Genomic DNA, 24,838 nt, shown 5'->3' with positions numbered 1-24,838 from the left:
CCGGCCGAGGAACGTGTCGGAGAGGAACGCGGGCCAGAAGCGGTAGCGTCCCTCGAGCCAGTAGCCCTGCTTGGCACGCGCGAGTCCCGCCAGCTCGAACTCGACCTCGGTCTCGACGTCGCCGGCCTCGCTCTCGGACTCCTGCTGGATCGCACGCCGGGCCAAGCCCCTGGCGACGTTCTGGATGCCCTCGAACCGCGTGTAGACGTACTCGCCCTCGAGTTCGAAGGGGCCCCACCCCGTCAGGCCGTCGACGGAGGCGGACCACAGATCCTCGTCCGGGAGGAAATCGGGCGTATACCGTCCCCAGTACCCCGACATCCCGATCTCGTGACCGAGCGCCGGGGTGTAGGCGAGACGTCCGGTGATCGACTTGGCGTTCTTCACGTCCTGGCTGAACGTGCCGCTCGTAGGGCTCACCTTGGCCTCGATCTCGTTCTTCGTCGTGTCGCCCTGCCGTGATTGGAGTATCGTCTCGAACTCCGTATCGAGCGTCACGCCGTTTACGACGTAGCCCTGGTAGTTGAGGACGCCCTGGTCGCCCATCGGGATGTCGCCGAGGAAGCCGACGCCGAGCTCGCTCCATGCCGCTTCGGCCGGCAGGACCGGCGTCCCGCGATCGACCAGCGACCGCCGCGGGATGTCCCACCGGTTGTCGTCGTGGTTGATGTTGAAGCGGCCGACCGGCACGAGCACGTTGCCCGCCCGCAGCTTCAGCATGTCGTCCAGGTCGAACTGCAGCCAGGCCTGCTCGAGCGAGATCTCCGATCCGTTGCTGCCCTCGACCGCCTGCTCCTGGGTGATCCCGCCGTCGGCGTTGGTCGTCGTCGTCTTCTCGAGCTCGAGGTGCGTGAAGCGCTCGAACTCGAGCTCCATGTAGGCGCGCAGGCGCGGCGCGATGTCGGCGTCGGCGGTCAGCACGAAGCGCCGGTACGTGAACGTGTCGGGCTGGTCGTCGAGCGACGAGCCCTCGAAGCGAACCGACCCGTATCCGCCCAGACGCACGCGGTCGATGATCGCGTCCAGCGCGCGGTCGCGCGTCGACGTCGGCTCGGCTGCGGCGACCTCGGTGGTGGACGCGGGCGACGCGGCGACCGCGGGCGCGGCCGGCGCCGGCGCGGTCTTGGCTGCCGCCGCTCTCCCGGTCTCGCGCTTGCGGTCGGCCGCGTCCCGACGGCGGAGCTCCGCCTTCAGCTCCTTCAGCTCCCGCTCCATGCGGTCGACGCGGTCCGCGAGCGTCTCGGCGAACGCCGGGCCTCCCGCGAGCGCGAGCGCCAATGCAGCGCAGATCCACGTACGAACACCTTGTCGCATCGCTCCTTCTCCTCTGTGCGTCGGTAGGCGCTGGGCGCGAGGCCGCGGGCCGTTCGGGCGACGCTGCTAGCGCAGCGTCACTTCGATCCAGGTCCCATCGTCCGGCGGCGCCGGCACCACTACGACACGCTTGCAACGGCGGCACTTGAGCTCGACGCCCGCGGGCGTGAGCCGCGCGATCAAGCTGCCGCAGGCGCAGCGAACGTCTCGTTCAGTCGTCGTCGCCATCGTCCTCGCTCGCGAACCACATGTCGCGCATCGGGTAGTAGACGAACGCGACGAAGCTCACCCACTCGGCCGCCCAGGCGCCCACCTGCCCGTAGGCGAATCGCGGCGACACGTAGCGGATCAGCCACACGCCGACGACGTCGCCGACCAGGCCCGCGAAGCCGCCGATCACCGCCCACTTCTTGACGAACGGCGGCGCCGTGGTCGCGATCAGCAGGTGCGCGAGCACGAGGTAGACGAGGCCCATCACGAAGGCGTGCGCGTGGGTCAGCTCGACCATTTCGCGGTACGCCTTGGGGAACGTCATGACCCCCGCGCGCTCGCCGCCGAGGAAGTACGTCGCGATGTCGGACGGCAGCGGGCCGATGTGGCCCACCTGGAAGGCGCCCATCGTGAGCATCCCGATGACGACGAGGACGAGAAACGCCGTGTACGCGACGCGCACCTCGATGCGCGCAAACGCGAGCATGTAACCCGGATTGCTGAATGCCTTCATCGGAGCGCAGCCTGTACGACGTCGAGCGAGCGCGGATGGTCGAAGGCGACGAGCGCCCGCGCGCGCTGCATCTCGCGGCCGCACGCGACGCCGCTCCGCGTGAGCCGGGCCGCGCGTACGCCGCCCAGGCGCTCGACGCGTGCGAGGCCGCCCAGGCCCCAGACGAGGACGGCCTTCGACAGCGCTTCGGCGCTCGCGGCGCTCGGCGCCACGACGACGCCCACGACGTCCTGCGCGAGCGGCCGTCCCGAGCGCGGATCGACGATGTGGCCGACGGCGTTGCGCGAGCGCTTGCCTTCGCCTCCGTAGACGGCGGACACGGACGCCGCCTGGTCCCGCAGGCGCAGCCGTGCGACGACCGTCTCGGGGTCGGGGCCGCGCACGTCGAACGTCCACGCCATTGCGTCCCGGGGCGCGCCGAGCGCGTAGATGCTGCTCTCGCCGAAGCTGACGAGCGCGCGTCGTGCACCGGCGGCGCGCAGGTGCGCGACGCACGCGTCGACCGCGAGCCCCTTCGCGAAGCCGTCGAAGTCGAGCTCGGTGCCCCGGCCGAGCCGGACGCCGTCCGGCGTGAGGGCCACCGCCCCCACCGTCGCGCGCGCGGTTGCGATCTCGTCCGCGTCGGGTCGCGACGGCCGGCGCCAGAGCCGCGTCAGCGCACCGACGCTCACGTCGAAGGCGCCGTCCGTCGTTCGCTCGAGCTCGAGCGCGCTGGCGAGGCCGCTGCGCATCGACGGTCCAGCGGGCCCGCCACCGGCGGCGTTCAGACGCGTGAGCTCGCTGCCGGCGTCGTAGCGGGAGAAGGTCCGGTCGAGCGCGCGCGCGTCGGAGAAGCATGCATCGAGCGCGCGCGCCGGCACGTCGTCGTCGACCGTCACGCGCAGGAAGGCCCCCATCACGTAGTGCACCTGGGTCGCGGCCTGCGCGCCCGTCACGACGGCGAGCGCCCCGATCACGAGCGCGAGCGCTCTCACGATCCGGCCTCGTCCAGGAGGGTTGCGATCGCCTGCGCCTTGTGCACGGCGCGGCTGGCCGCCTCGACCGACAACGTCGCGCCCGCGATGTTCTTGACCCCCTGGTAGGCGCGCAGGTCGTCCTGCGGCGTCTTGCCCGCGTACTGGCGCAGGAAGCGGGGGCTCCGGATCTCGCCACCGTATGCCTCGCGATACGACATGACGGCGACGTCCTCGACGCTTCGATCGGGACGCAGGCCGACGACGAACGTGATGGGCCGATGCTTGCCGATCTCCTCGACGATGATCGCCCATCCGACGTTCGTCCCGTCGCTCGAGACACGGAAGACGACCCACCGCTCCTCCCACATCGACGGCAGCGCGCCGCCGAGCGCCTGCGTGACCTTGGTCCGCCGTTCGGGCGTCGCGGGAACCTCGCGTCGCTCGAACCCGTCGGCCCTCGGAAACACCGCTCGGGGCGCCTCCGCCTCGCTGAGGAAGGCCCCCTCCTGCGCCCTCGCGCCGAACGCCGCGAGGAGCACCATCGCCGCCACCGCCAGGCGCATCAGCTCTGCGCGGCCCGAGGGGCGGTCGGCTCCTCCGCCTGGCGCAGGCTCTGCGCCTGCAGGCGACGCCGGAGCGTGACGACGACCGCATAGGCGAGGAGCACGACGAACACGCCCTGCGCGACGAGCGACTCGACCGTCGGGAAGATGCCCAGCACCTCCACGCGGGGTGCCCATGCGACGGGCGTGAGCGGTACGAGACCCGCTTCCTGGAGCTCGGCGATGCCACGTCCGGCGAACACGATCGCCATCGCGTAGAGGAATCCGCCCGTCGCGAGGAAGAAGGTTCCCATCGGGACGCGCAGCCCGACGCGCTCGAGCCCGGCGTACACGACGGCCAGCAGCACGATGCCGGCGACGAGACCGGCGGGGACCATGAGGTCGCCGGCGGGCGCGCTCGCAAAGAGGGCCTGATAGAAGAGGATGGTCTCGAAGCCTTCGCGATACACGGCGAGGAACGCCGCCGCCGCGAGCGCGGTACCGCTCTGGGTGTTGATCGCGCTCTGCACCTTGCTGCGGATGTAGCGCTGCCAGCGATCGGCCTCCGACTTGGAGATGAGCCAGTAACTCACCCAGAAGAGCACGACCGCCGCGAGCAGCATGGCCGCGCCCTCGAGCGCCTCGCCGGCCCACGGCGTCAGGCGAAGGACCGTCGCCAGGACGACGGCCGTCGCCACGCTCGCGGCGATGCCTGCGGCACTGCCCACGTAGAGCGATCGCACGAGTCGCGGCGTGCCACCTCGCCGTACGTAGGCGATGAGCGCGCCCACGATGAGCACGACCTCGAAGCCCTCGCGCAGGATGATCGTGGCCGACTGGCCGAAGCGCACCCAGGCGGCCGTGCCGGGCTCGAGCGCCGCGACGGCCTCGTCGACGTCGCGATGGAGCACCGCCACCAGTGCCTCGATGTCGCGCGTGGTCGCGGAGGGATCGCGTGCCGCCTGTCGCAGACGGACGAATCCCTCTTCGATGCGGCGGACGAGCCCGGGTTCGGTCGCACCGAGTCGCTTCTCGAACGGCTCGAAGCGCATGTAGGCGTCGGTCGCGAGGCTCGCTCCCGCGGTCCCGCCCTGGGCGCGCGCCGCGAGCATCTCGTCGAGCAGTCGATGGACGTCTCCCAGCGCCTGGCGCGGGGTCGCAGCCTGGGTGCGTGGGGGCTCGACCGGCGCCGTCGGATCGGCGAGCACATCGAAGCCGCGCGCGCGCAGCGCCGCGACCTGCAGCCAGCGTTCCGGCTCCGAGGCCGGCGGCGTCGCGAGCGCGGCGTAGAGATCGGCGTCGCTCTGCGCCGAGAGCGCGGGCGTCGCGTCCGGAACGGTTCCGGGCTGTCCGGCCGTGGCTGCGCCGTCCTCGTGCAGGGTCCAGACGAAGCGGATCAGGTCCCAGCGCTCCTGGAGCGAGAGCGCATCGCCCCATGCCGGCATCCCGCTCCGGCGGCGTCCCAGCGTGATGACGTTGAAGAAGTCGTCCGGCGTCTCGGCGCGCATGAACGCGCGATCGGTGAAGTTGGCGGGCTTGAGGTCGAGCCGCTTCGATTCGGACCCGTCGCCCGCGCCGCGCTCGCCGTGGCACGAGGCGCAGTTCTCCGCGAAGAGCGCCCGCCCCCGCTCGATGGATGGCGCCGCCGGGGGCCGCACGCGCGCCGCGACGCCGGTCGCAGCGGTGACACGGGCCTGGAGCGTCTGCACCTGCGCGTCGACGACGTCCTGCCCGGCGCGGGCCCCGAGGGCCTTCGCGAGCGGCTCGATCTCGGCCGCGCGGAGACCCGCCTGGGGCAGCAGATCGCGCGCTTCGGCGAGCAGGAGCCCGGCCTCCTCGAGCTCGATCGGCCGCACGAGCCCACCCTGCGCGTCGAAGGCCTCGCCGTACTCTCCCCCGATGCCCCGGAGGAGCCCAAGTAGGCGTTCCGCCGCGAGGGTTTGCCCGGGGGTCGCGGCTGCGGCCGGGCGGAGGCCGGACAGGAGAAGGGCAAGGACCACGGCTGCGAGGCGGGGGGCCATCATCGAAATTGAAAGTCGATTTCAATTACAACGCGGCCTGCGCGCCTGTCAACGGCGCACGGCGAAGGCTACAGTTGCTGGACGCCGCCCCGCGGGCGCCTGGCGCCCCCCGCCGGACGCTTCCCTTCGCGGCACTCCGCGCAGATGCCGTACAGCTCCATCCGGTGGTGGCTCACCACGAACCCGAGGAAGCGGGCGATCCGCTCCTGGTGCCGCTCCAGCTCTTCGCTGTTGAACTCGACGATCTTCCCGCAGCGCTCGCAGATGATGTGATCGTGGTGCTGGGCTGTTTCCTCGATGGGCTCGTAGCGCGCCTGACCGTCGTCGAAGTGCCGCTCCGCGGCGAGGCCGCACTCCTTCAGCAGCTTGAGCGTCCGGTACACCGTCGCGTACCCGACCCGCGGATTCACCTTGCGGACGGCCGTGTAGAGCTCGTCCACCGAGAAATGGGCGTCGCCGGAGAAGAAGACCTTGGCGATGTCGTCGCGCTGCGCCGTCGATTTGAGCCCTCGCTCGCGGAGGGCCTGTTCGAAGCGCTGCTTGCGGGCCCGCTGCACGGGCGGCCTACGCCGCGGCCCCGCTCCGCCGTTCGAAGAGACGTCGCAGGGCGGGCGAGAGGTAGTGCAGCTCGACGTCCCGCCCCTCGAGGGCCTGTACGAGCACCTCGACTCGATCGCCCGCGCCCAGGTGACGATCGATGAAGATCACGTCCTCGCCGCGCACCCGGCACGCCCCGCTGCGGACGCGGTAGCCCACCTCGCGCAGCAGGACCTCCTCCCGCACCTTCACCCCGAGTCGTTCGGCGAGCTGCTTCAGCTCTTCCCAGAGGGCGTCGTCGCGTCGGCTCACCCGGCTGGTTCTTAGCGAAGCGCGTCGAATTTGCAACGCAGCCGCTCGGCGCTCACCAGGGGACGGCGACGAGGTGCTCGAAGCCGATGTTCAGCTTCAGGACGATCTGATCCGATCCCGACGTGAGGCCGATCCCCACCCCGAGATCGAAATCGATCCCGTCCGCGAGCTCTCCCCTCAAGACCGGCATGAGGTAGTGCTCTTGCGCATGGAGCGGATCGGGGTCGCTCATGCTGCCCATGCCCCCGTAGAGCTCGAGCATGCCCTTGCCGACGGTCGGGACCGCATAGACCTCGAACTCGAACGGGTCGACCTGTCCCCGCGCGACGCGTGCGGCGAGCAGAAGGACCACTGCCCAGCGGGCACCCGTGCTCAGGATCGCTATGGCGGGACAATAGGAAACGAGCGGCGGATGTCCAAATCACGCGGCCGGCTGCTCGACGCGCAGCAGCCGCGCGAGCACGACGAGCAGCGCCGCGACGGCGACCGTGAGCGCGCCCCAGAACACCTGCCGCTCGCGGACGGTCCCGTGCTGCTCGCGCGAGGCCAGGGTCGACTCTTCTTCCGGCTCCGGCGCCAGCTCGGTCGCGCTCGCTCCCAGCAGGCGGGGCGCCAGCAGCGCGAGATCGTAGCGCGGTGCGGCCACATCGCGGGCGCCGTAGACGAGCGTCAGCGGGCCGCCGCCGGTTCGCACGAAACGGACGCGGTAGGTCGGCAGCAGCAGCCGCGGCTTCACGATCGGCAATGGCTGATTGTCCCCGTCGTCGACCGTGAGGATCACGGCCGTCGCTTCGAGTGGGGGAACCTCGATCGTGAGCGCGGGCGCCGGCGTGTCAGGATCGCCATGTCGCCACGACAGCGTACGCAGTCGCTCGAGCCGCGACTCCGATCGTTTGTCGGCGGGCGGCTGCTCGACGACCAGCCCCACCTGCCGCTCGAACACGCGGGCCGTCGTCTCGACGACGAGCCGCGCGTTCGGGAGCCGCTCGTAGGGCATCGACACCCGGTAGCGCGAGTCGCGCGCGGTGCTCCGTCCGTCCGCAGGCGGCAGCGGTGTCGGGGCGTCGAGGTCGATCGACGTCGGCTCGCCGACGCGCTCGATGATGTACGGGATCTGCCGGTCCGCGTCGTCGACGAGGCGCAGATCCGCCAGGGACGGACTGTGCGCGAGCGCGGCGGCATCGAGACGAAGGGCAGTCAGGCCCGGCGGGCCGTCCGGAACGGCTCGCAGGTAGCGGAACTGCGCGACGTCGATCCCGGCGCCGACCGCCGGCACACCGTCGCCGGCCTCCGCGGGCGGCTCCGGCGCCGGCTCGGCCTCGGCGACGACGTCGCCCCACGCCGCCACGGGTGGGGTCGCGCCGCGCACGCGATCACGCATGGCCTCGATGTCGTAGCGCGGAGCGCCGAGCGCCGGATCGCCGAAGCGCGCGGTGAGACCCGCCCCGTCGACGCTCTCGAAGTAGATCCAGGGCAGCGCCGGCATCTCCGCCCACACGCTCTGCAGCTCGAGCGGAGGATTGTCGCCGTCGTCCACCACGATCTCCAGCTCGGGTTCGCTCGGCGCGGCGATGGCGACGTGGAGGTCGGCGGCCACCAGGTCGTCCCGCACTGCGCGGCGGAGCGTTCCGGCGCCGAGCTCGCGCGGGGCGAGCTCGGTCCCCGCGAGCTGCGGCTCGGTCACGCGCACGCCGCGCAGCAGATGATCGCCGTCGCACTCGAACTCGAGGGCGCGAATCGGCAGCCCCGGACCGGGTAGACGCAGCCGGAAGCGGCTCGTGCCCGGCTCGCTCGGACGGCGCTCGACGGCGAGCTGAAATCGCGCCGGGGCCGGGGCCGCCGTCTCCTCGGCGAGCTCGGCCGTCGCACCCGTGGGCGGGGGCACGTGTGCGCTGTTGCGATCGTCCCACGTGACGCGGATGTAGCGCAGCGTCTGCGGCTCGAATGCGACCTCGGTGCGGCGAAGGCGCTCCGCCGGCAGATCGAAGAGCGTCGCCTCGGCGGCGAGCGCGATCCAGCGCGCACGGTCGCCGCTCCCTTCCACGCGGGCCCGCTTCATGAACGGCCCCGGGATGCCCGTCAGGCGCACGCGATCGATCGCCTGCGCGCTCGCGAGCTCGACCTCGAATCCGCTCCATTCCTCGGTGCCGAGGATCGGGACGATCCGCCCGGTGGTCCATTGCGAGGTCGGCACGGGCTGCGCGACGACGAGGTAGGGCACCTCGGCTCCGTTGGCCGTGAACAGGCGGAGGTCTTCGAGCCCTCCGACGAGACGTCCACTGCCGTCGAACCGCAGCGGTCGTCCGCCGGCGAGCAGCGGCACGTCGACCACGAGGCCGTTCGGACCCGACTCGGCGGGCGTGATCGGGCGCGCATGACGGAAGCGCGGCGGCGCGGCGACCGCCGACACGGCGGTCGCGAGCGCGAGAACGACTGCGAGGCGGACCCTCATGACGCTTCCTCCTTGGGCACGAAGGCGAACCGCTGGAGCAGGATTGCGACCAGCGACAGGCAGATGGCGAGTCCGACGAACGAGCCCACCCGATAGAGCCCGCCGAGACGCCAGAGATCGTGCAGGAAGGCCTTCACGATCGTGAGAACCAGGAGGCCGAGCGCGGTGATGCGTGCGCCGTGGCTCCCGAGACGGATTCCGACGATCAGGAGCGCGATCGCGAACGCCGCCCAGCCGAGCGTGTACGTCAGATCCTGCGCCAGGCTCGACGAGAAGAAGTTGAACGCGAGCGTCATGCCCTCGGAATAGAAGTCCGCGATCTCGATGTTGAGCAGCAGGAAGAGAAGGACCGTCGCGCCGGCCGGAAGGAGCGTCGAGATCCGCGGCAGCCCCGCGACCAGGCGGTCCTCGGTCGGCCGCAGCAGCCATGCCGCCGCGAAGAACGCGATCGCCGACACGAGGTACGTGTAGAGATACCAGTTCCAGATGGGGGTATCGGCGCGCGGATAGTAGCTGAAGATCTCCCGGTTGAGCGCGAGCCGCACGAACACCGCCACCGCGAGCCCCGCCACCCACCAGCGGATCTGCGGGAAGCGGATGCGGCGGTAGAGCGCCGCGAGGGCCGCGGTCTCGAGCGCCCACGCCACCGTGATCCACTGCCGCGAGACCTGCAGCGGGATCGCTGCGGTCGCGAAGCCGAGCGCCGTCGCCGCGACGAGGGCTACGCGTCCGTCGGCTTCGAGGGGGATCGTCCGTTCGGCCAGCAGCTCGCGCAGCAGGAGCAGCGTCGCAGCCGCCTGCGCCACGGCGACGAAGCCCACCCACGAGTCCCACTCGCCCACGATGAGACATCGCCGCGCGAGCCCGAGGAACACGATCCCCGACAGCGTCGCCGCCAGGTATGGAAGAACCGACGTTCCCGCACGCCGCCGTACCAGCGACGCGTTGGCGACGAAGACGAGGTAGGGCGCGGCCGCGAACACGAAGCCCTGCAGCCACGTCTCGGGCTCGACGTGCCCGGCCACCCACAGGATCGAGGCGAGCGCGGCGGGTGCGACGCCGACCAGCGCCAGGGGCCACCAGCCCATCCGCGCCGCGATCGCGAGCAGCGTGGCCAAGAGGACGACGTGCTGTCCCACCAGCCAGACGACGGTGGGCGCGTCGTCGGCCTCGGCCGCCAGGATCGCGATCACCTGCGCCAGCAGCGCGGCCCCGACGGCCGCCTGCGCGAACGCCTCGAGCGGTGAGCGCCGGCGCTCGGCGAGCGTGATCCAGACGAAGGCCAGCACGACCACCCCGTCCGACGCGGCGATCGCCACCAGCGGCCAGGGCGTCGCGTGCGCGACGACGCTCCACACCGTCACGACGAGCTGCGAGAGGACGACCGCCACCAGGTGCGGCCGCCCGTCGCGCACCGCCAGCGCGGCGGTCGCGATCGCCAGGTCGAGCACGCCGAGCACCCCGAAGAGCGGCCACGGCGGGATGCCGAGACCCGGCTGGACGGCGATGCGAACGAGGAACAGGTGCGCGACGAGCGCGAGCCCGACGCCATGGACCGCCGTGTCGTCGCGTCGCGCGTCGTGGGTCGCCGTCCAGGCGTTGCTGGCGACCACCAGGAGGGCGAAGCCCGCAACGACCACGAGCGCCGGCAGCAGCAATGTCGCCGTCATCGCCGTCGCCCACCAGACGGCCAGGACGAGCCACGATACGAGAACGCCCGCGAGCCGCAGGATCCGCCACGGCCCCGACGCCACGACCGAGAGGAACCCCAGGTTGAGGAGCGCGAGCAGCGCACCGATCCCGAGCAGCGAGACGCGCGCCACCGGGCCCGCCGCCAGGAACAGCACGAGCGCCGTGCTCGCGAGCAGCACGAGGGCGCTCGCCGGTCCGGGGTCGAGGCGTTTCTTCGCGCGCGCCGCCAGGAGCGGCACCGCAATGTAGAAGAGACCGAAGGCACCGAAGACGAGAAGACCCGGGTACAGCCGCTCGGGGGCCAGGTGCTTCGCGGACCACGCCGCCTGCGCGACGACGGCGAAGAACGCCGCGAGGAAGTGCAGCGCCCCGTGCTCGGTCGTGATCGCGACCGCCGCGACGAGCCCGAGCAGGCCCAGGAGCACGCCGAACAACAGGCCCGGGGCGGCGACGCTCGGCTCGTGGACGGCGAGGAACGGGAACACGAAGAGCAGCGCCGGCGCCACGAGCCGGCTCGCCCGCCCTTCGTCGCCGAGCGATCGCGCGCACCATCCCGCGACGGCGGGCGCCGCGAGGTATAGCGCCACCGCGAGCGAGACCCAGACGAGCACCTGCGGCCAGGCGGCCGACGTGTAGGAGAGCCCGCACCACACGGCGAAGGCCGCGACCACGCCGGCTCCGCCGACCAGGTGCACGAGCGGCGGCCCGCGGAAGATGGCGACCGCGGCGAGCCCGGCGCCGATCAGGAGCACGAAGCCGAAGAGCAGGCCGACGTGCGCGCCATAGGCCGGCACGGCGGCGAGGTAGACCGCGAAGAGGAGCGGCAGGATCGCCCCCACGTGTGCCGTGTGCCCGAAGATCGGGTCGGTCTCGCCCTCGCGGCTCTCGGCGAGGAGCAGCGTCCCCATCTGCAGGATGGGGAAGACGAGGAAGATCGCCATTGCGAGCGAGAGCGACGAGCTGTGCAGGAACTTCAGCACCCACGCCCACTGGTAGAGGACCGTCAGCACGGCCGAGACCGCCGTGAGCACGGCCCACCGCTTCTGGTGCGCCACCCACGCGAGACCGACGTTCAGGAGCAGCAGGTAGCTGAAGAGGCTCACCGGCCGGTTCTCGCCGGTCGACAGCAGGGCCGGCGTGAGGAAGCCGCCGAGGAGCCCCAGGATCGCGATGAAGAGCGAGTCGCGGCGGATCGAGAGGGCGACTGCAACGGCCGTCACGAGCGCCATCAGGATGAAGGTCGGGACCTGCGGAACGAGGTGCCAGCGCGCGTGCGCGGCGAAGAACGTCATGAACAGCACGGCGATGCCGGCGGCATCCATCGCGTTCGCCGTGACGGCGTAGCGCCGCGCCGCCCGCATCTCGCACGCGACCAGGAGCCCGACGCCGACGGCGAGCCCGATCGCCATCTTCACCGGATCGGAGAGCCAGCCGTGCTCGATCGAGTAGCGCAGGAAGAAGACGGCGGCGAGGACGAGCGCGACGCCGGCGATCCACGAGAAGAGCTTCACCCCGACGAGCCCCTCCCAGTCGATCGACACCGGTGGCGTCGGCGGACGCCACGGGCGCCGCGGCGGTGGTGGCGGAGGAGGAGGCGGAGGGGGCTTCGGTGAGGCCGTCTCCGCGGGACGAGGTGGCGGGGCCGGTCGCTCCGCTCTCGGCGACGGGAAGGGCGGCGCGCCGACTGCCGGCGCCGGTGGGACCGGCGGCGCCGCGGGCATGCGCGGTGGCGGCGGCATCGACGGCGCGGCGGGTGGCACCACCTGCGGCGCGGGACGAGCCGGTGCCGGCTCGGCCTTCGGCTCCGGCTCCGCGGGCGCACCGGCCTTCGCCTGCGCCCCGCCCTTCTCGAGCATGACGACGCGGAGCGCGAGATCGTGCAGGGCCCTCGTCTTCCGCTCGTCCTCCTCCTGCAGCTTCTCGAGACGCTTCAGCGCTCGGACCGCGACCACGAGTGCCGCGAAGGCGACGATCGCTACGAGGGCCATCCCCATCCCCCCCTGCTTCCGACCCCAGGCCGGTCCGTCCCGAGCGCCAGTGACCCGACAGCGGGCATCACGCACCAATCGATGCTCGGGACGAAATGACACGCGCCGGTGTCCCCCGCAAGCCGAGGCGACGAGCGCCGGGCCATGCGCTTGCCAACCGCACGCGACGCGGGCTAGAGGCCGGCACAGGACGCGCCGCGATGATCCGCAACATCCTGGTTGCGCTGGACGGCTCGCAGCACGCCGACGGCGCGCTCGAGTACGCGCTCTGGCTCGCCGGCCGGCTGCAGGCCCGTCTCATTGGTCTCCACGTCGTCGACATCGTCTCGATCGAGGGCTCGTTCCTGCACGACGTGTCGGGCTCGCTCGGCTTCGAGCCCTACCTCGACTTCTCGTCGAAGATGCGCGACGCGCTGCACGAGCGCGGGCGTGCGCTGCTCGACGTGTTTCGCGCCCGCTGCACCGAGCGCGGCATCCCCTGCGACACCGTCCTGCCGCTCGGCGTGGTCGCGAACGAGATCTGCGATCAGGCGCGCACGGCCGACCTGGTGGTGGTCGGACACCGCGGCGTGAACGAGCAGTTCTCGACCGGGTTGCTCGGCGGTACGACCGAGTCGGTCGCGCGCAAGGCGCCGAAGCCGGTGCTCGTGTGCCCAGCCGCCTTCCAGCAGGTGACGCGCCCCCTGCTCGCCTACGACGGCTCGCAACGCGCGGCCGCCGCCATGCACACCGCCGCCGAGGTGGTGAGCGCGCTCGCGCTCCCGCTCACGGTGATCCACGTCGGGCGCGACGGCGGCGACGACGACAAGGTCCTCGACGAGGCGCGGCGCTATCTCGCAGCGTACGATCTGCAGGTCACCTACAAGGCCCTCTCCGGACCGCCGCACCAGCGCATCGTCGACGTGCTGCGCGACGGCGGCTACGACCTCCTCTTCATCGGCGCCTACGGGCACTCGCGCATCATCGAGATGGTCCTCGGCAGCACGACCGAGTACGTGCTGCGCAACAGCCCGGCCCCGGTCTTCCTCACGCGCTAGCGCTCAGCGGGCGTGGTCGCCGGCGTCGGGAGGCGGCGGAGGCACCGCGTCGTCCGACGGTGGCACGCTGCCGTTGCTGCGAAGGCGTCCGACACGCGCCTCGAGCGCCTGGATCGTGCGCTCTATGCGGCGCATCTCCTGCCGGAACGTCGGATGCGAGGTGACCGCTTCCACCGAGCGGCGCACCACGTCGTCGACGCGGTGCTGCAGCTCACCCAGACGGTCCGAGACGTTCGTCAGCTCCTGCACGCGCGAGCGGGCGCGCTCGGGCGCCGTGCGGATGGCCTCCATGCCGCGGTCGACGGTCGCGGCGATCCCCTGGAGCGCCGCCTCGCCGTGCTGGATCAGGTTGCGCAGGAGCGGCAACGACAGGAAGCCGTTCTTCTTGCGCTCCTCTTCGAGGATGATCTGCGCGAACGTGACCGCCGTCAGATCCTCGCCGGACTCGTTCTCGACGATCTTCACCTCCTCGCCAGCCTTCACCCAGCGGGAGATCTCGTCGAGAGTGACGTAACGGCTCTCGCTCGTGTCGTACAGCTTGCGGTTGCTGTACCGCTTCACGAGACGTGGCATGTGAGTGCAGCTACCATTGGTCGGCCCTGCCGATCAATACCGGTAACATTGACCGGCCGGTCGGGTGGCGCTATGCGCCGGCGACGCATGGAGCGTTTCGTCGCCGCCGTCGTGCAGATGTCGTCGGGCGGCGACCGCGCGGCGAACGTTCGGCGCGCCGGCGCGCTCGTCCGAGCCGCCGCGGAGCGCGGTGCACGTCTCGTCGTTCTTCCCGAGGTGTTCGCCTGGCGCGGGACGGACGTGAACGACCCGAGCGCGGCCGAGACGGTGCCCGGACCCACCACCGCGACGATGTCGGCGCTCGCGCGGGACCTCGGAATCTTCCTCTGCATGGGCTCGATCCTCGAAGCGGTCACGGGCCAAGCGCGCCGCTACAACACGAGCTGCGTCGCCGATCCCTCGGGCGCGCTCGTCGCGACCTACCGTAAGATGCACCTCTTCGACGTCGAGCTGCCGGGGCGCGTGGCGGTGCGCGAGTCGGCAACGCGTCTTGCGGGCGACGCGCCCGTCGTGGTGCCCACGGCGCTCGCGACCCTCGGCTGCTCGATCTGCTACGACTTGCGTTTTCCAGAGCTGTATCGCCGGCTTGCGAGGGACGGCGCCGAGGTCCTGCTGGTCCCGTCGGCGTTCACCAGGCCGACCGGCGCGGCGCACTGGGACGTGCTCTGCAGGGCGCGCGCGATCGAGAACCAGTGCTACCTGCTGGCGGCGAACCAGACGGGTCGGAGCCCCCACGGGCACGACGACCACGGCAACTCGATGATCGTCGACCCCTGGGGTACCGTCGTCGCCCGCGCCGACGACGGCGAGGGCATCGCCACCGCGGAGCTCGACGGGGCCCACCTGGCGCGCGTGCGGCAGGAGCTCCCGGCGCTCGCGCACCGCCGGCTCCCGCCGGCCTAGCTTGCGAGGAGGATCGTCTCGACGGCCAGGATGAGTCCGCAGACGTAGGTGCCGACCGCGCCCGTCGCCCGCAGGGGCTGCGGCTTGGCGAGGGTAGGCGACATGATCATGCCCGCCGCGTGCAGCACCCGTGAGAGGGCCGCGATGACGAAGACCCATCCGAGCCACGCGGCAGGCTGCCGCGAGCCCACGAAGAGGATCAGGATCGCGAGCATCGGATTGAACTCGGTCGCGTTCCCGTGCGCGCGGATCATCTTGTAGAGGCGATCCGCCGGATCGGGATTGAACCCGATCACGGTGTTGGTCGCGCCGCGCGTCATCGATACGGCGATCCCGAGACCGAACACGAGCAGACCCAGTATTCCCGCACACACCGCTGCCAGGTACATGGTCGTCCCCCTTTCTTCTGGATCACGTCCGGCGGCGGCGCCGGATCGCGCCGCCCGCCATGTCCGTGACGATGTCGTTCGCCGCCTGCGCCGGATCGGACGCCTCCAGCACCGGCCGCGACACGACGATGTGGTCCGCGCCGGCGGCGATCGCGTCGCCCGGCGTCATCACCCGCTTCTGATCGTTGACGTCCGCACCTGCCGGGCGGACGCCCGGCGTGACGATCAGGAATTTCGGCCCGCACGCGCGACGGACCGCGGCGATCTCGCGCGGTGACGCGACCACGCCGTCGAGGCCCGCGCGCTGCGCGAGCCGCGCCAGGCGCACGACCTGCGCCTCGACCCGGCTCGCGATCCCGACCTGGCGGAGGTCGCGGTCGGCGAGGCTCGTCAGCACCGTGACGGCGATGATCTGCGGTCGCGGCAGCCCTTCGGCGCGACACACGCGCGCCACCGCGGCCGCGGTCGCTTCCATCATCGCGAGGCCGCCGCTCGCGTGCACGTTGAACAGGCGGACGCCGAGCCGGGCCGCTTCCACGCCGGCGGCCGCGACGGTGTTCGGGATGTCGTGGAACTTGAGGTCCAGGAAGACGTCCGCGCCCGCCGCCTGCACCATGCGCACGACGTCCGGACCGCCGTGGACGAAGAGCTGCTTGCCGACCTTGTAGTAGCGGACCACCTCACCCAAGCGGCGAATCAGCCGTGCGGCCGCACGGGTCGAATCGACGTCGAGACCGACGATCAGGCGGTCGCGGAGGCGCGCGTCAGCGGGCGCCGACGAGCTCCACGACCCGCTTGGCGATCTCGCCAACCGGCACCTCCTGCGCCTCCTTCGCCGCGCGAGGCTTCAGCTCCACACATCCCTTCTGCAGCGCACGCGGCCCGATCGTGACGCGTGCGGGAATCCCAATCAAGTCGGCGTCCTTGAACTTGGGACCCGGCCGCTCCTCGCGGTCGTCGAGCAGCGTGTCGACGCCCGCGGCCTCGAGCTCGGTCGCGATGCGCTCGGCGGTCTCGCGCAGCGTGGCGTCGGCGACGTTCACCGGGATCACGTGCGCGCCGAACGGGGCCAGCGGCGCGGGCCAGACGATGCCCGCGTCGTCGTGGTGCTGCTCGATCGCCGCGGCGACGGTGCGCGTGATCCCGATGCCGTAGCAGCCCGTCACGATCGGCCGCTCGACGCCGTCCGCGCCGAGGTACATCGCCTTCATCGGCTCGGTGTAGACGGTGCCGTTGTAGAACACCTGGCCGACCTCGATGCCGCGGTGGGCGCCGAACGTCCCGCGCCCGCAGCGCGGGCAGATGTCGCCGGCGACGGCCTGCCGCAGATCGGCGAAGGTGACGCCGGAGAGATCGCGCTCCTGGTCGATGCCGGTCGTGTGATGGTCGGCCTGGTTCGCGCCGCTCACCATGCCGCGCGCGCCGCGCAGCGAGGCGTCGGCGACGATGCGCGCCGAGAGCCCGACCGGCCCCGCGAACCCGACCGGCGCGCCGGTGGTGCGCGTGACGGTTGCCTCGTCTGCGAGTGTCACCGCCTGGCCGCCGAGCGCGGCCTTCACCTTGGTCTCCGACGCCTGGTGATCGCCGCGCACGAGCACGACGACGACGTCCCCCGCGGCCGTCTGGTAGACGAGCGTCTTGATGAAGCGCTCGGCCGGCACGCCGAGGAACGCGCTCACCTCTTCGACGGTCCGCTTGCCCGGCGTCGCCACGCGCTCGAGGGCGCCGCCGCTCGCGGTGGGTGGCGGCACCGCGCGCACCTCGGCCTTCTCGACGTTCGCCGCGTAGCCGCAGGCGTCGCAGGCGACGATCGCGTCCTCGCCCGAGGCCGCGAGCACCTGGAACTCATGCGACATGTCGCCGCCGATCGCACCGGTGTCCGCCTCGACGGCGCGGAACGTGAGCCCGCAGCGCTCGAAGATGCGCGTGTACGTGTCGTACATCACGCGATACTCGCGTTCGGCGTCGGCCCGGTCGACGTGGAAAGAGTACGCGTCCTTCATGAGGAACTCGCGCCCGCGCATCAGGCCGAAGCGCGGGCGCACCTCGTCGCGGAACTTCACCTGGATCTGGTAGAGGTTCTTCGGCAGATCGCGGTAGGAGCGGATCTCGCGCCGGACGAGGTCGGTCACCACCTCCTCGTGCGTCGGCCCGAAGCAGAAGTCGCGATCGTAGCGATCCTTCAGGCGCAGGAGCTCGCGCCCGTACTTGTCCCAGCGCCCGCTTTCCTGCCAGAGCTCGGCCGGGATGACGGTCGGCATCAGGATCTCCTGCGCGCCCGCCCGATCCATCTCCTCGCGGACGATCCGCTCGACGCGATGTACGGCGCGCACGCCGAGCGGCAGCAGGTCGTAGATGCCGCGTGCGACCTGGCGGATCATGCCGGCACGCACGAGGAGCTTGTGGCTCACGACCTCCGCATCGGCTGGATCCTCGCGGAGCGTCGGCGCCAGATAGGAGGAGAGTCGTCTCACGGCCGGCCGGTGATAGCCTGCGGCGCCGGTCGCCGCCAGTCTTCAGCCGGCGGCCGGCTTGTGCGCCTCGTCCTGGCACTGGAGCATCAGCCCGCCGTGGCTCCAGGCCGCGCCCGACGCCATCGCCATCGCGACGAAGATGACCTCCGCGAGCTCCTTCTCCGACGCGCCCGCCTTCTCGGACTTCTTCACGTGCGCGTCGATGCACCAGGGGCACTGCGTGATGTGCGCGATGCCGAGCGCGATCAGCTCCTTCGTCTTCACGTCGAGCGCGCCGGCTTCGAACGCCTTGCGGTCGAAATCGAGCCAGGACCGGTACACCTCGGGGGCGAGCTCGCGCATGCGCTTGAACTGCCGCCCGACGTCGACGCCGTGGAACACCATGGGATCCTCCTTTCGCTGCGTCGGTCCTATCTCACTTCATCGGCCGGCGGTATGCTGCGTCGATGCCGACGATCGTCGTCCACGGAGGCGCGGGCGAGGATCCGCCCGGCGAGCGCGCGGCGCGCGCCGGCGGCGTCGAGCGTGCCGCCGACGTCGGGGCGGCGGTCCTCACGCGGGGCGGCACGGCGCTCGAGGCGGTCGTCGAGGCGGTCGCCGTGCTCGAGGACGACCCGCTCTTCAACGCAGGCCTCGGCTCGGTGCTGACGCAGGAGGGCACGATCGAGATGGACGCCTCGGTGATGGAGGGCGCAGCGCTCGGTGCCGGGGCCGTCGCGACGGTGCGCGACGTCGCGAATCCGGTCCGCGCCGCCCTGGCGGTTCTGCGCGAGGGACGGGAGGTGCTCATGGTCGGCGAGCCGGTCCACGCCATCGCGGAACGGCACGGCCTCCGCATCGTGGCGCCGGACGCCCTCGTGACGCCGGAGGCCCTAGCGCGGTGGCGACGTCGCCGGGCGACCGCCGGGAACACGGTGGGCGCGGTCGCGGTCGACACCCACGGTCACGTCGCCGCGGCGACGTCGACGGGCGGGGTCGCCGGCAAGCGCCGGGGCCGCGTCGGCGACAGCGCCGTCATCGGTGCGGGCACCTACGCCGACGACGCCACGGGGGCCGTGTCGGCGACCGGCCCCGGCGAGGCGATCATCCGGCTGGGCCTCGCGCGCGTCGCGCTCGCCTGCGTCGCGGCGGGCATTGCGCCGGCCGACGCCACGACCCGCGCGCTCGCCCTGCTCCGCGAGCGGACCGGCGCCGAGGCGGGTCTCATCGTGGTCGCGCGCGACGGAACGCCCGGCGTCGCCTTCACCACCGCCGGAATGCCGGCCGCCGTGCGGCGATCGTGAGCCCTCAGGCCGAGAACAGGTAGCCGTCCTCGAGACGGAGCACGCGGTCGGCGATCTCCGTGACGCGCGGGTCGTGCGTCACCACGACGAGCCCGGCGCCGGCCCCCGTCGCCAGCGCCCACAGCTCGCGGACGACCTGCGCGCCGCTCGCGGAGTCGAGGTGCGCGGTCGGCTCGTCGGCGAACACGACCCGGGGCTGGAGCGCGACTGCGCGAGCGACGGCGACCCGCTGCCGCTCGCCGGGCGAGAGCGCGGCGGGATAGTGGTCGCCGCGCCCGCCCAAGCCGAGCCGTTCGAGCAGCTCTTCGGAAGTCTTGAGCGCCTCGGCCTTCGGGGTGCCTGCGGCATAGAGGACGAGCGCCACGTTCTGGCGCGCACTGAAGTGTTCGAGGAGGAGCCCGCGCTGGAAGACGAAGCCGATCTTCTTCAAGCGTGTCGCCTGCCGGACCGACTCCGGCGCCGAGGCGATGTCGACGCCGTCGAGCCACATCTCGCCGCGATCGGGCCGCAAGAGGGCGCCCAGCATCGAGAGGAGCGTCGTCTTCCCGGATCCCGACGGACCCGTGACGACGATCGTTTCGCCGCTCTCGATGTTGAGCGACGCGTCGACGACGGCGCGAATCGGCGCCGGGCCGCCGGCGTCCCAGGTCTTGGCGAGACGCACCGCGCGCAGCAGCTCAGACACGGAACACCAGCGCCGGATCGATGCGCGCCACCACGCGCGCGGGAATGCTGGAGGCGATCGCTCCCACCACGACCGCTCCGCCCGCGACGCCGAGCGTGAGCCAGCTCGGCATGGTGGTCACGAAGCGCGGCTCGAGCATGCCGACGGCGGCCGAGAGGAGCCAGCCGATCAGCAGGCCCGCACCGACTCCGACGCCGGTCGCGATGCCGCCCTGCGCGAACGCGGCCCCCAGCACCGCACGGTCCGGCAGGCCGAGCGCCTTCATGAGGCCGTACTCTTCGCGCCGCTCCATCGTGACGTTGTAGAGCGTCAGGGCCACGACCATGCCGCCGACCGCGCACGCGATGCCGACCACGATGGCGATGAGCGGCAGGACGATCTGGCGCGTCAACGCCTGATTTGCGGACCGGAACGCCTCCCGCGTCATCGCGTGCATCCCGTCTTCCTGGTTGATCCGGTTGATCACCTCGTCGACGCCCAGCTCCGTCCCGACGTGCACGAAGACGTAGCTCGGCTCCTGGATGCCGCCGAGGACCAGCGTCCCACGCTGCACGAACGCGTACGTCCCGAGGACGGCGTTGCCGCCCGACGAGATGCCGACGATCTTCAGGTTCGCGACACCGACCTTGAGCACGTCGCCGATCGTCACGCGGAGGTCGTGCGCCAGCACCTCGTCGATGACGATCTCGTCGAACTCGGGCCGCGCCTTGCCCGCCACCATGCGCACGGGCATGCCGAACTCGGCCCGCCGCCCGACGCCGACGAGATAGACGAGCGCCTGGCGGCCGTTGCGCTCGAGCCACGCGAGCCGGCCGTACAGCTCGTATGCCCGCTCGACGCCGGGGAGCTTCCGCAGCGCCTCGGCGGCATCCTTCGAGAGGTGCGACGACGAGTGCAGCATCGTCGCCGAGCCGCCCGACTCCGCCACCACGATCTCGCCCGGCAGCGAGCGCGGGTAGCGGATCATCGCCTCGAGCAGCCCGAGATAGAGACCGCCCGCGACGAAGACCAGCATGACCGCCGACGCGACCGCCCCCATTGCGGCGACGAAGCGCCCCGGCTGCCGGCGCACGGTCTGCCAGGCGAGCTCGAACACCGATCCGCTCCGGCCGGCTACTGCTTGGCGAGCTTGATGGTGGTCTTGGCGATCTTGCCCGGCAACCTGATCTTCATCTTCGCCGCGAAGTTCGACCCCTTGTATTTCGCCGTCGCGGTCCACGATGGACCGCCGCCGCCGCAGGTCCCCGTACCCCGGCCGGTCACCTTCTTCTTCCCCTTGTTCTTCACGGTGACGGAGCCGAAGGTGGCGTCCTGGCGCGTGAAGCCGAGGGTCGTGTCGGTGAAGTCGACGCCCTTCACGAGCGTCAGCGTGGTCGGCATCACGGTGCACTGTCCGAAGACCCCGCCCGTCGCGCTGTACACGATGACCACCGTGTTCGCGTCGGGCGCCGTGATCGCCGCGTTGACCGTGCCGGTCGGGTGCGGGTTGAACGATTTGTTCTCCCACGTCCCCGTCCAGTTCCCCACCAGCGTCGCAGGGTCGGTCGCCGCACGCGCGGTCCCGGCGACGAGCCCGATTCCGACTACCACCACCAACCAGGCACGCACCATCATGAGACCCGGCTACCACTCCTCGTGGGAGCGATCAATGGCGTTCGCGCGTGCTGGCGCTCGAGAACGCGATCGACGAGGCGGATGAGGCGATCCCCCGGCGTCGCGATGCGGCAGCGCGCACCGCCATGAACGAGCCCGACGACCCGTCCGAGCAGGTCGACGAGCGGCGCGCCGGAATCGCCCGGCGTCCCGTCGATGCTGGTGAAGAGCGCGTTCGGGAGGTGGGGTAGCGACGGGCACTCGCCGACCCGATCGAGGCGCGCCGCCTGCCAGCGCGGTCGCACAGGATTGCCGTGGAAGTAGAGCACTGTGCCCGTGATCGGAATCCGGCGCACGATGCCGAGGGGCGTCACGGCTGCCGGCTCGTCGAGCACGAGCACGACCTGGTCGGCGACGTCGTCCTCGGCGACGACGACTGCGTGTCGCTCCACGCCGGCCACGCGCACCCGCAACGACTTGCCGTCCTCGACGCAGTGCTTCGCGGTCGCGATCAGCCACGGGCTCTCGACGACGGCGCCGGTGCAGCGCGCCGGCAGCACCTCGACCGTCGCTGCGCCGAGCGCGTCGCGGACCGGGCGCGGCACGGGCGGCGGGTTCGCGTAGGCCGTGGCCGCGACGAGGACGAGGACGCAGCGCACGAGCCGTCGCACGGTCCTACCCGCGCGTCCCGAGCCACCGCTCGAGCCCGGGCTGCGCGCGCGTGCGCAGGCCGGCATTCAAGCGGAACACTTCGAGCGCCTGCTTGATCGCCCGCGCCGCCTCCGGGAGCGGATGCTTCTTGAAGAAGTCCCGCACCTCGCGGGCGTAGCGCGTCTCGCGCAGCGCCGGCGTCGCGTCGACCAGGCGCGCCAGCATGAGCGGGGGAAGGCGCTTGCGGAGCGGCGTCCATTTGCGGGTGAGGAACGTCCACGCCTGGCGCTGGCCGGCCGGGTTCGCCAGCATGCGCATCAGGATGAACGCGACGTCCTGCGTGGGGATGTCCGGTGTGAGGGTGGCGGCGAGCGTGTCGGCGATCGCCTCGGCGTTCCGGAAGCTCGCGAGGGCGAGCAGGAAGCGCCGCCGCTCCTGCGGCGTGCGCGCCTCGGCGACGACCTCGCGGTAGCGCCGGTAGCGCCCGGCGCTCCCCATGCGCGCCGCCAGGTGCGCGACCGGGTCGGCGAGGTTCGGCTCGAGGGAGCCGCGATCGACGAGGTAGCGCTCGAGGTGCCGGCTCGCCTCGTTCATGACGGCGGGCGTCTCGGCGACGCCGCCCACGATGCGCAGGAGCGCGGCGCGGCGCAGGCGGACGTCGTCGCTCTCGTTCGCGGCCGCCCGCCAGCCGAGCCGCTCGAATGCGGGCAGGAAGCGACGCGCGATCCAGCTCCGCAGCGCCGCCTGCGCCGGCGTGCCGTCGCCGGCGATCTGCTCGTCGACGAAGCCGAGCGGACCCGCGATGCCGTCGAGGACGTCGTAGTCGGTCTCGTCGCCGAGCGCGTCGACGACGTCGAGGTAGCTCTCGATCGTGGCCTTGGCGGCGCGCACGAGCGCCCACTGGTCGCCGACGAGCGCGAGCCGCTCGACCGCCGTCAGCTCGCGAAGATGCTCGACCAGCGCCGCGCGCGTCCCGACGTCGTGCAGGACGCGATAGAAACCGCCGGCGGCGGCGTTGCCGTAGATCCACTCGGGCTTCGTCGCGCCCAGCGGAAGCGGCTGCGCGGTCTTGTCGACCAGCGCCCGTTCGAGTCGTCCGCCCGGCAGCTTCGCGACCAGCGGCACGGGCCAGCGCGTGCGGCGCTTCGCCGCCGGCACGGCGGGATCGGCGAAGAAGCGCTCCTGGCGCACCTTCACGCCGTCCTTTCCGGAGGCGTCGATCGCGACCAGCGGGAACCCCGGCTGCGCGATCCACGCCTGAGCGACGCGCGTCACCTCTTTCCCCGACGCCTCTTCGAGCGCACGCCAGAGATCGGACGCGACGGCGTTCCCCTCGCGATGGCGCTGCATGTAGATGCGCACGCCGGCGCGGAAGGTGTCCGGGCCGAGGTAGTGCTCGATCATGCGCACGACGGCGGCGCCCTTCTCGTACGTGATGAGGTCGAAGTTCTCGGTCGCCTCGGCGACCGAATGGACCGGTGCGTAGATGGGATGCGTGTTCGCGAGCGCATCGAGCCCGAGCGCGCCTGCGCGATCGTGCTCGAAGCCCTGCCACATGCGCCACTCCGGCTTCCAGGCGTCGACCACGCGGTAGGCCATCCAGGTGGCGAACGCCTCGTTCAGCCACAGGTCGTCCCACCAGGCCATGGTGACGAGGTCGCCGTACCACATGTGCGCGAGCTCGTGCGCGATCACTTCCGCGGCGCGCTTGCGCTCGGCGATGGACACGGTCGCCGGGTCGAGGAGGAGCAGCGTTTCGCGGAAGAAGACGGCACCCGCGTTCTCCATCGCGCCCGCCTCGAAGTCGGGCACCGCGATCAGGTCGAGCTTCGTGTACGGGTACGCGATGCCGAAGTACTCCTCCAGGCGGCGAAGCGCCTCGACGCCGGCCTCGAGCCCGAAGTCGGCGAGATGCGCCTTGCCGGGCACGTGCCAGACGCGCACGGGCGTCGATCCGCACTGCCGCGGTGCGGTCGCCTCGAGCGGCCCCACCGCGAGCGCGAGGAGGTACGACGAGAGCGGCGGCGTCGGCGCGAAGCGCACCGTGCGCCGTCCGTCTCCCGCGGGCTCCTCCCGTTCGACGGGCGCGTTGCCGACCACGGCGTCGCCGGCGCGGGCCGTGACGGCGACGCGCCAGCGCGCCTTCATCGCGGGCTCGTCGAAGCACGGCAGCACGCGGCGCGCGTCCGCCGTCTCGAGCTGCGTGAACGCGTACGGCCGGCCGTTCGCGGATGCGGCATAGAGGCCGCGCAGGTGCTGGTTCAGCTTGCCGTGGTAGGCGAGCGTCAGGGCGACGTCGCCGGCCGGGAGCGGCTTCGCGAAGCGCAGGGTCGCGGTCTCGTCGTGCGGCTGGAGGCTCGCCTTCACCGCCACCTCGGTGCCGTTCGCCCGCGCCGTGGCGCGCGTGATCGCGAGGTCGGCGGCGTGGAGCGTGATCTCCTTGCGCGCCTTCGCGAGCCCGAGCCCGATCGTCACCTCCCCCGTGAAGGTTCCGGCATCGAGGTCCGGCGTCACGTGCAGGTCGTACTCGCGCGGCCGGACGTCCGGCGCGAGACGGAAGCGGGAGGGACGGGAAGCCTTCGTCGGCATGGCGGTCGGTCTAGCGGCGAGGGGACGGGCGCGCAACGGAGTGCTGGTGTCGCGAGTGCGCGGCGGGGCGGGTGCCCGGGGGGTGCAGCGTTCGCTCCCCGATAATCGCTCGGCGCTGCACCC

At 71.8% G+C, this 24,838-nt stretch carries 23 protein-coding genes; 3 read left to right on the top strand and 20 right to left on the bottom strand.

Annotation, left to right across the window (positions count from 1 at the left end; genetic code table 11):
• The 10 genes from VMS22_12240 to VMS22_12195 all read right to left on the bottom strand — a co-directional run.
• Positions 1-1,314: hypothetical protein (locus VMS22_12240; GenBank protein ID HXJ34794.1), on the bottom strand; the 1,314-nt coding region annotated here is incomplete at its 3' end.
• Positions 1,315-1,525: 211 nt separating this feature from the next.
• Positions 1,526-2,038 (bottom strand): hypothetical protein, encoded by a 513-nt coding sequence (locus tag VMS22_12235; protein HXJ34793.1) that lies wholly within the window; start codon positions 2,036-2,038, stop codon positions 1,526-1,528.
• Positions 2,035-3,012: an FAD:protein FMN transferase gene (locus tag VMS22_12230; protein HXJ34792.1), complete on the bottom strand. Its 978-nt coding sequence runs from the start codon at positions 3,010-3,012 to the stop codon at positions 2,035-2,037. The genes VMS22_12235 and VMS22_12230 overlap by 4 nt, the downstream gene beginning before the upstream one ends.
• Positions 3,009-3,557, bottom strand: coding sequence for an FMN-binding protein (locus VMS22_12225; GenBank protein ID HXJ34791.1), 549 nt, complete (start codon positions 3,555-3,557; stop codon positions 3,009-3,011). Before VMS22_12225 ends, VMS22_12230 begins: the two co-directional genes overlap by 4 nt.
• Positions 3,557-5,557 carry an FTR1 family protein gene (locus VMS22_12220; GenBank protein ID HXJ34790.1) on the bottom strand — a complete coding sequence of 667 codons (2,001 nt, stop codon included), beginning with the start codon at positions 5,555-5,557 and terminating at the stop codon, positions 3,557-3,559. Before VMS22_12220 ends, VMS22_12225 begins: the two co-directional genes overlap by 1 nt.
• 68 nt (positions 5,558-5,625) lie before the next feature.
• Positions 5,626-6,114, bottom strand: coding sequence for a transcriptional repressor (locus VMS22_12215; protein HXJ34789.1), 489 nt, complete (start codon positions 6,112-6,114; stop codon positions 5,626-5,628).
• Between the two features lie 7 nt (positions 6,115-6,121).
• Positions 6,122-6,406 carry a hypothetical protein gene (locus VMS22_12210; GenBank protein HXJ34788.1) on the bottom strand — a complete coding sequence of 95 codons (285 nt, stop codon included), beginning with the start codon at positions 6,404-6,406 and terminating at the stop codon, positions 6,122-6,124.
• A gap of 52 nt (positions 6,407-6,458) precedes the next feature.
• Entirely contained in the window at positions 6,459-6,758 is a 300-nt protein-coding gene (locus VMS22_12205; GenBank protein ID HXJ34787.1) for a hypothetical protein, read from the bottom strand.
• A 69-nt stretch (positions 6,759-6,827) separates the two neighbouring features.
• The gene (locus VMS22_12200) at positions 6,828-8,858 is read right to left on the bottom strand and encodes a DUF3999 family protein (protein ID HXJ34786.1); all 2,031 of its coding nucleotides are present in this window, start codon (positions 8,856-8,858) and stop codon (positions 6,828-6,830) included.
• A complete protein-coding gene (locus VMS22_12195; GenBank protein ID HXJ34785.1) occupies positions 8,855-12,544 on the bottom strand; it encodes a DUF2339 domain-containing protein in 3,690 nt (1,229 codons plus the stop codon). Before VMS22_12195 ends, VMS22_12200 begins: the two co-directional genes overlap by 4 nt.
• A 194-nt stretch (positions 12,545-12,738) precedes the next feature.
• On the opposite strand from VMS22_12195, the gene VMS22_12190 reads away from it, so the two are divergent.
• Entirely contained in the window at positions 12,739-13,575 is an 837-nt protein-coding gene (locus VMS22_12190; GenBank protein HXJ34784.1) for a universal stress protein, read from the top strand.
• 3 nt (positions 13,576-13,578) lie between these two features.
• Here the strand turns inward: VMS22_12190 and VMS22_12185 are convergent, their stop codons facing one another.
• Positions 13,579-14,148, bottom strand: coding sequence for a polyhydroxyalkanoate synthesis regulator DNA-binding domain-containing protein (locus VMS22_12185; GenBank protein ID HXJ34783.1), 570 nt, complete (start codon positions 14,146-14,148; stop codon positions 13,579-13,581).
• Between the two features lie 87 nt (positions 14,149-14,235).
• On the opposite strand from VMS22_12185, the gene VMS22_12180 reads away from it, so the two are divergent.
• On the top strand, positions 14,236-15,051 hold the full coding sequence (locus VMS22_12180) for a carbon-nitrogen hydrolase family protein (GenBank protein HXJ34782.1): 816 nt from the start codon (positions 14,236-14,238) through the stop codon (positions 15,049-15,051).
• Here VMS22_12180 and VMS22_12175 read toward each other — a convergent pair.
• From VMS22_12175 to VMS22_12160, 4 genes are read right to left on the bottom strand one after another with little or no spacing between them, the layout of a single operon-like run.
• Complete coding sequence (locus tag VMS22_12175) at positions 15,048-15,440, bottom strand: MAPEG family protein (protein HXJ34781.1); 393 nt, start codon at positions 15,438-15,440, stop codon at positions 15,048-15,050. The genes VMS22_12180 and VMS22_12175 overlap by 4 nt on opposite strands.
• A 22-nt stretch (positions 15,441-15,462) precedes the next feature.
• Positions 15,463-16,251, bottom strand: coding sequence for an orotidine-5'-phosphate decarboxylase (pyrF, locus tag VMS22_12170; protein HXJ34780.1), 789 nt, complete (start codon positions 16,249-16,251; stop codon positions 15,463-15,465).
• Positions 16,205-17,914, bottom strand: coding sequence for a proline--tRNA ligase (locus tag VMS22_12165; protein ID HXJ34779.1), 1,710 nt, complete (start codon positions 17,912-17,914; stop codon positions 16,205-16,207). The genes pyrF and VMS22_12165 overlap by 47 nt, the downstream gene beginning before the upstream one ends.
• Positions 17,915-17,956: 42 nt before the next feature.
• Positions 17,957-18,298: a carboxymuconolactone decarboxylase family protein gene (locus tag VMS22_12160; protein ID HXJ34778.1), complete on the bottom strand. Its 342-nt coding sequence runs from the start codon at positions 18,296-18,298 to the stop codon at positions 17,957-17,959.
• 62 nt (positions 18,299-18,360) lie between these two features.
• Here VMS22_12160 and VMS22_12155 point away from each other — a divergent pair, with 62 nt between their 5' ends.
• A complete protein-coding gene (locus VMS22_12155; protein HXJ34777.1) occupies positions 18,361-19,197 on the top strand; it encodes an isoaspartyl peptidase/L-asparaginase in 837 nt (278 codons plus the stop codon).
• 4 nt (positions 19,198-19,201) lie between these two features.
• Here the strand turns inward: VMS22_12155 and VMS22_12150 are convergent, their stop codons facing one another.
• From VMS22_12150 to VMS22_12130, 5 genes are read right to left on the bottom strand one after another with little or no spacing between them, the layout of a single operon-like run.
• Entirely contained in the window at positions 19,202-19,882 is a 681-nt protein-coding gene (locus tag VMS22_12150; GenBank protein ID HXJ34776.1) for an ABC transporter ATP-binding protein, read from the bottom strand.
• Complete coding sequence (locus tag VMS22_12145) at positions 19,875-20,978, bottom strand: ABC transporter permease (protein ID HXJ34775.1); 1,104 nt, start codon at positions 20,976-20,978, stop codon at positions 19,875-19,877. Before VMS22_12145 ends, VMS22_12150 begins: the two co-directional genes overlap by 8 nt.
• A gap of 17 nt (positions 20,979-20,995) precedes the next feature.
• Entirely contained in the window at positions 20,996-21,496 is a 501-nt protein-coding gene (locus tag VMS22_12140; GenBank protein HXJ34774.1) for a hypothetical protein, read from the bottom strand.
• Positions 21,493-22,146: a serine protease gene (locus VMS22_12135; protein HXJ34773.1), complete on the bottom strand. Its 654-nt coding sequence runs from the start codon at positions 22,144-22,146 to the stop codon at positions 21,493-21,495. Before VMS22_12135 ends, VMS22_12140 begins: the two co-directional genes overlap by 4 nt.
• A 4-nt stretch (positions 22,147-22,150) precedes the next feature.
• The gene (locus tag VMS22_12130) at positions 22,151-24,715 is read right to left on the bottom strand and encodes a M1 family metallopeptidase (protein ID HXJ34772.1); all 2,565 of its coding nucleotides are present in this window, start codon (positions 24,713-24,715) and stop codon (positions 22,151-22,153) included.
• Positions 24,716-24,838 lie beyond the last annotated feature (123 nt).

It is taken from the genome of Candidatus Eisenbacteria bacterium, assembly GCA_035577985.1.
Taxonomy (GTDB): Bacteria; Desulfobacterota; Binatia; order DP-6; family DP-6; genus DATJZY01.
This window is presented reverse-complemented; position numbering and strand designations above follow the sequence as displayed.

Excerpts from the sequence above, each read along its gene's own strand:
- VMS22_12235 (HXJ34793.1), bottom strand. The coding sequence starts at position 2,038 with ATGAAGGCATTCAGCAATCCGGGTTACATGCTCGCGTTTGCGCGCATC.
- VMS22_12140 (HXJ34774.1), bottom strand. The coding sequence starts at position 21,496 with ATGATGGTGCGTGCCTGGTTGGTGGTGGTAGTCGGAATCGGGCTCGTC.
- VMS22_12220 (HXJ34790.1), bottom strand. The coding sequence starts at position 5,557 with ATGGCCCCCCGCCTCGCAGCCGTGGTCCTTGCCCTTCTCCTGTCCGGC.
- VMS22_12200 (HXJ34786.1), bottom strand. The coding sequence starts at position 8,858 with ATGAGGGTCCGCCTCGCAGTCGTTCTCGCGCTCGCGACCGCCGTGTCG.
- VMS22_12195 (HXJ34785.1), bottom strand. The coding sequence starts at position 12,544 with ATGGGGATGGCCCTCGTAGCGATCGTCGCCTTCGCGGCACTCGTGGTC.
- VMS22_12160 (HXJ34778.1), bottom strand. The coding sequence starts at position 18,298 with ATGGTGTTCCACGGCGTCGACGTCGGGCGGCAGTTCAAGCGCATGCGC.
- VMS22_12180 (HXJ34782.1), top strand. The coding sequence starts at position 14,236 with ATGGAGCGTTTCGTCGCCGCCGTCGTGCAGATGTCGTCGGGCGGCGAC.
- VMS22_12130 (HXJ34772.1), bottom strand. The coding sequence starts at position 24,715 with ATGCCGACGAAGGCTTCCCGTCCCTCCCGCTTCCGTCTCGCGCCGGAC.
- VMS22_12190 (HXJ34784.1), top strand. The coding sequence starts at position 12,739 with ATGATCCGCAACATCCTGGTTGCGCTGGACGGCTCGCAGCACGCCGAC.
- VMS22_12225 (HXJ34791.1), bottom strand. The coding sequence starts at position 3,557 with ATGCGCCTGGCGGTGGCGGCGATGGTGCTCCTCGCGGCGTTCGGCGCG.
- VMS22_12175 (HXJ34781.1), bottom strand. The coding sequence starts at position 15,440 with ATGTACCTGGCAGCGGTGTGTGCGGGAATACTGGGTCTGCTCGTGTTC.
- VMS22_12155 (HXJ34777.1), top strand. The coding sequence starts at position 18,361 with ATGCCGACGATCGTCGTCCACGGAGGCGCGGGCGAGGATCCGCCCGGC.
- VMS22_12185 (HXJ34783.1), bottom strand. The coding sequence starts at position 14,148 with ATGCCACGTCTCGTGAAGCGGTACAGCAACCGCAAGCTGTACGACACG.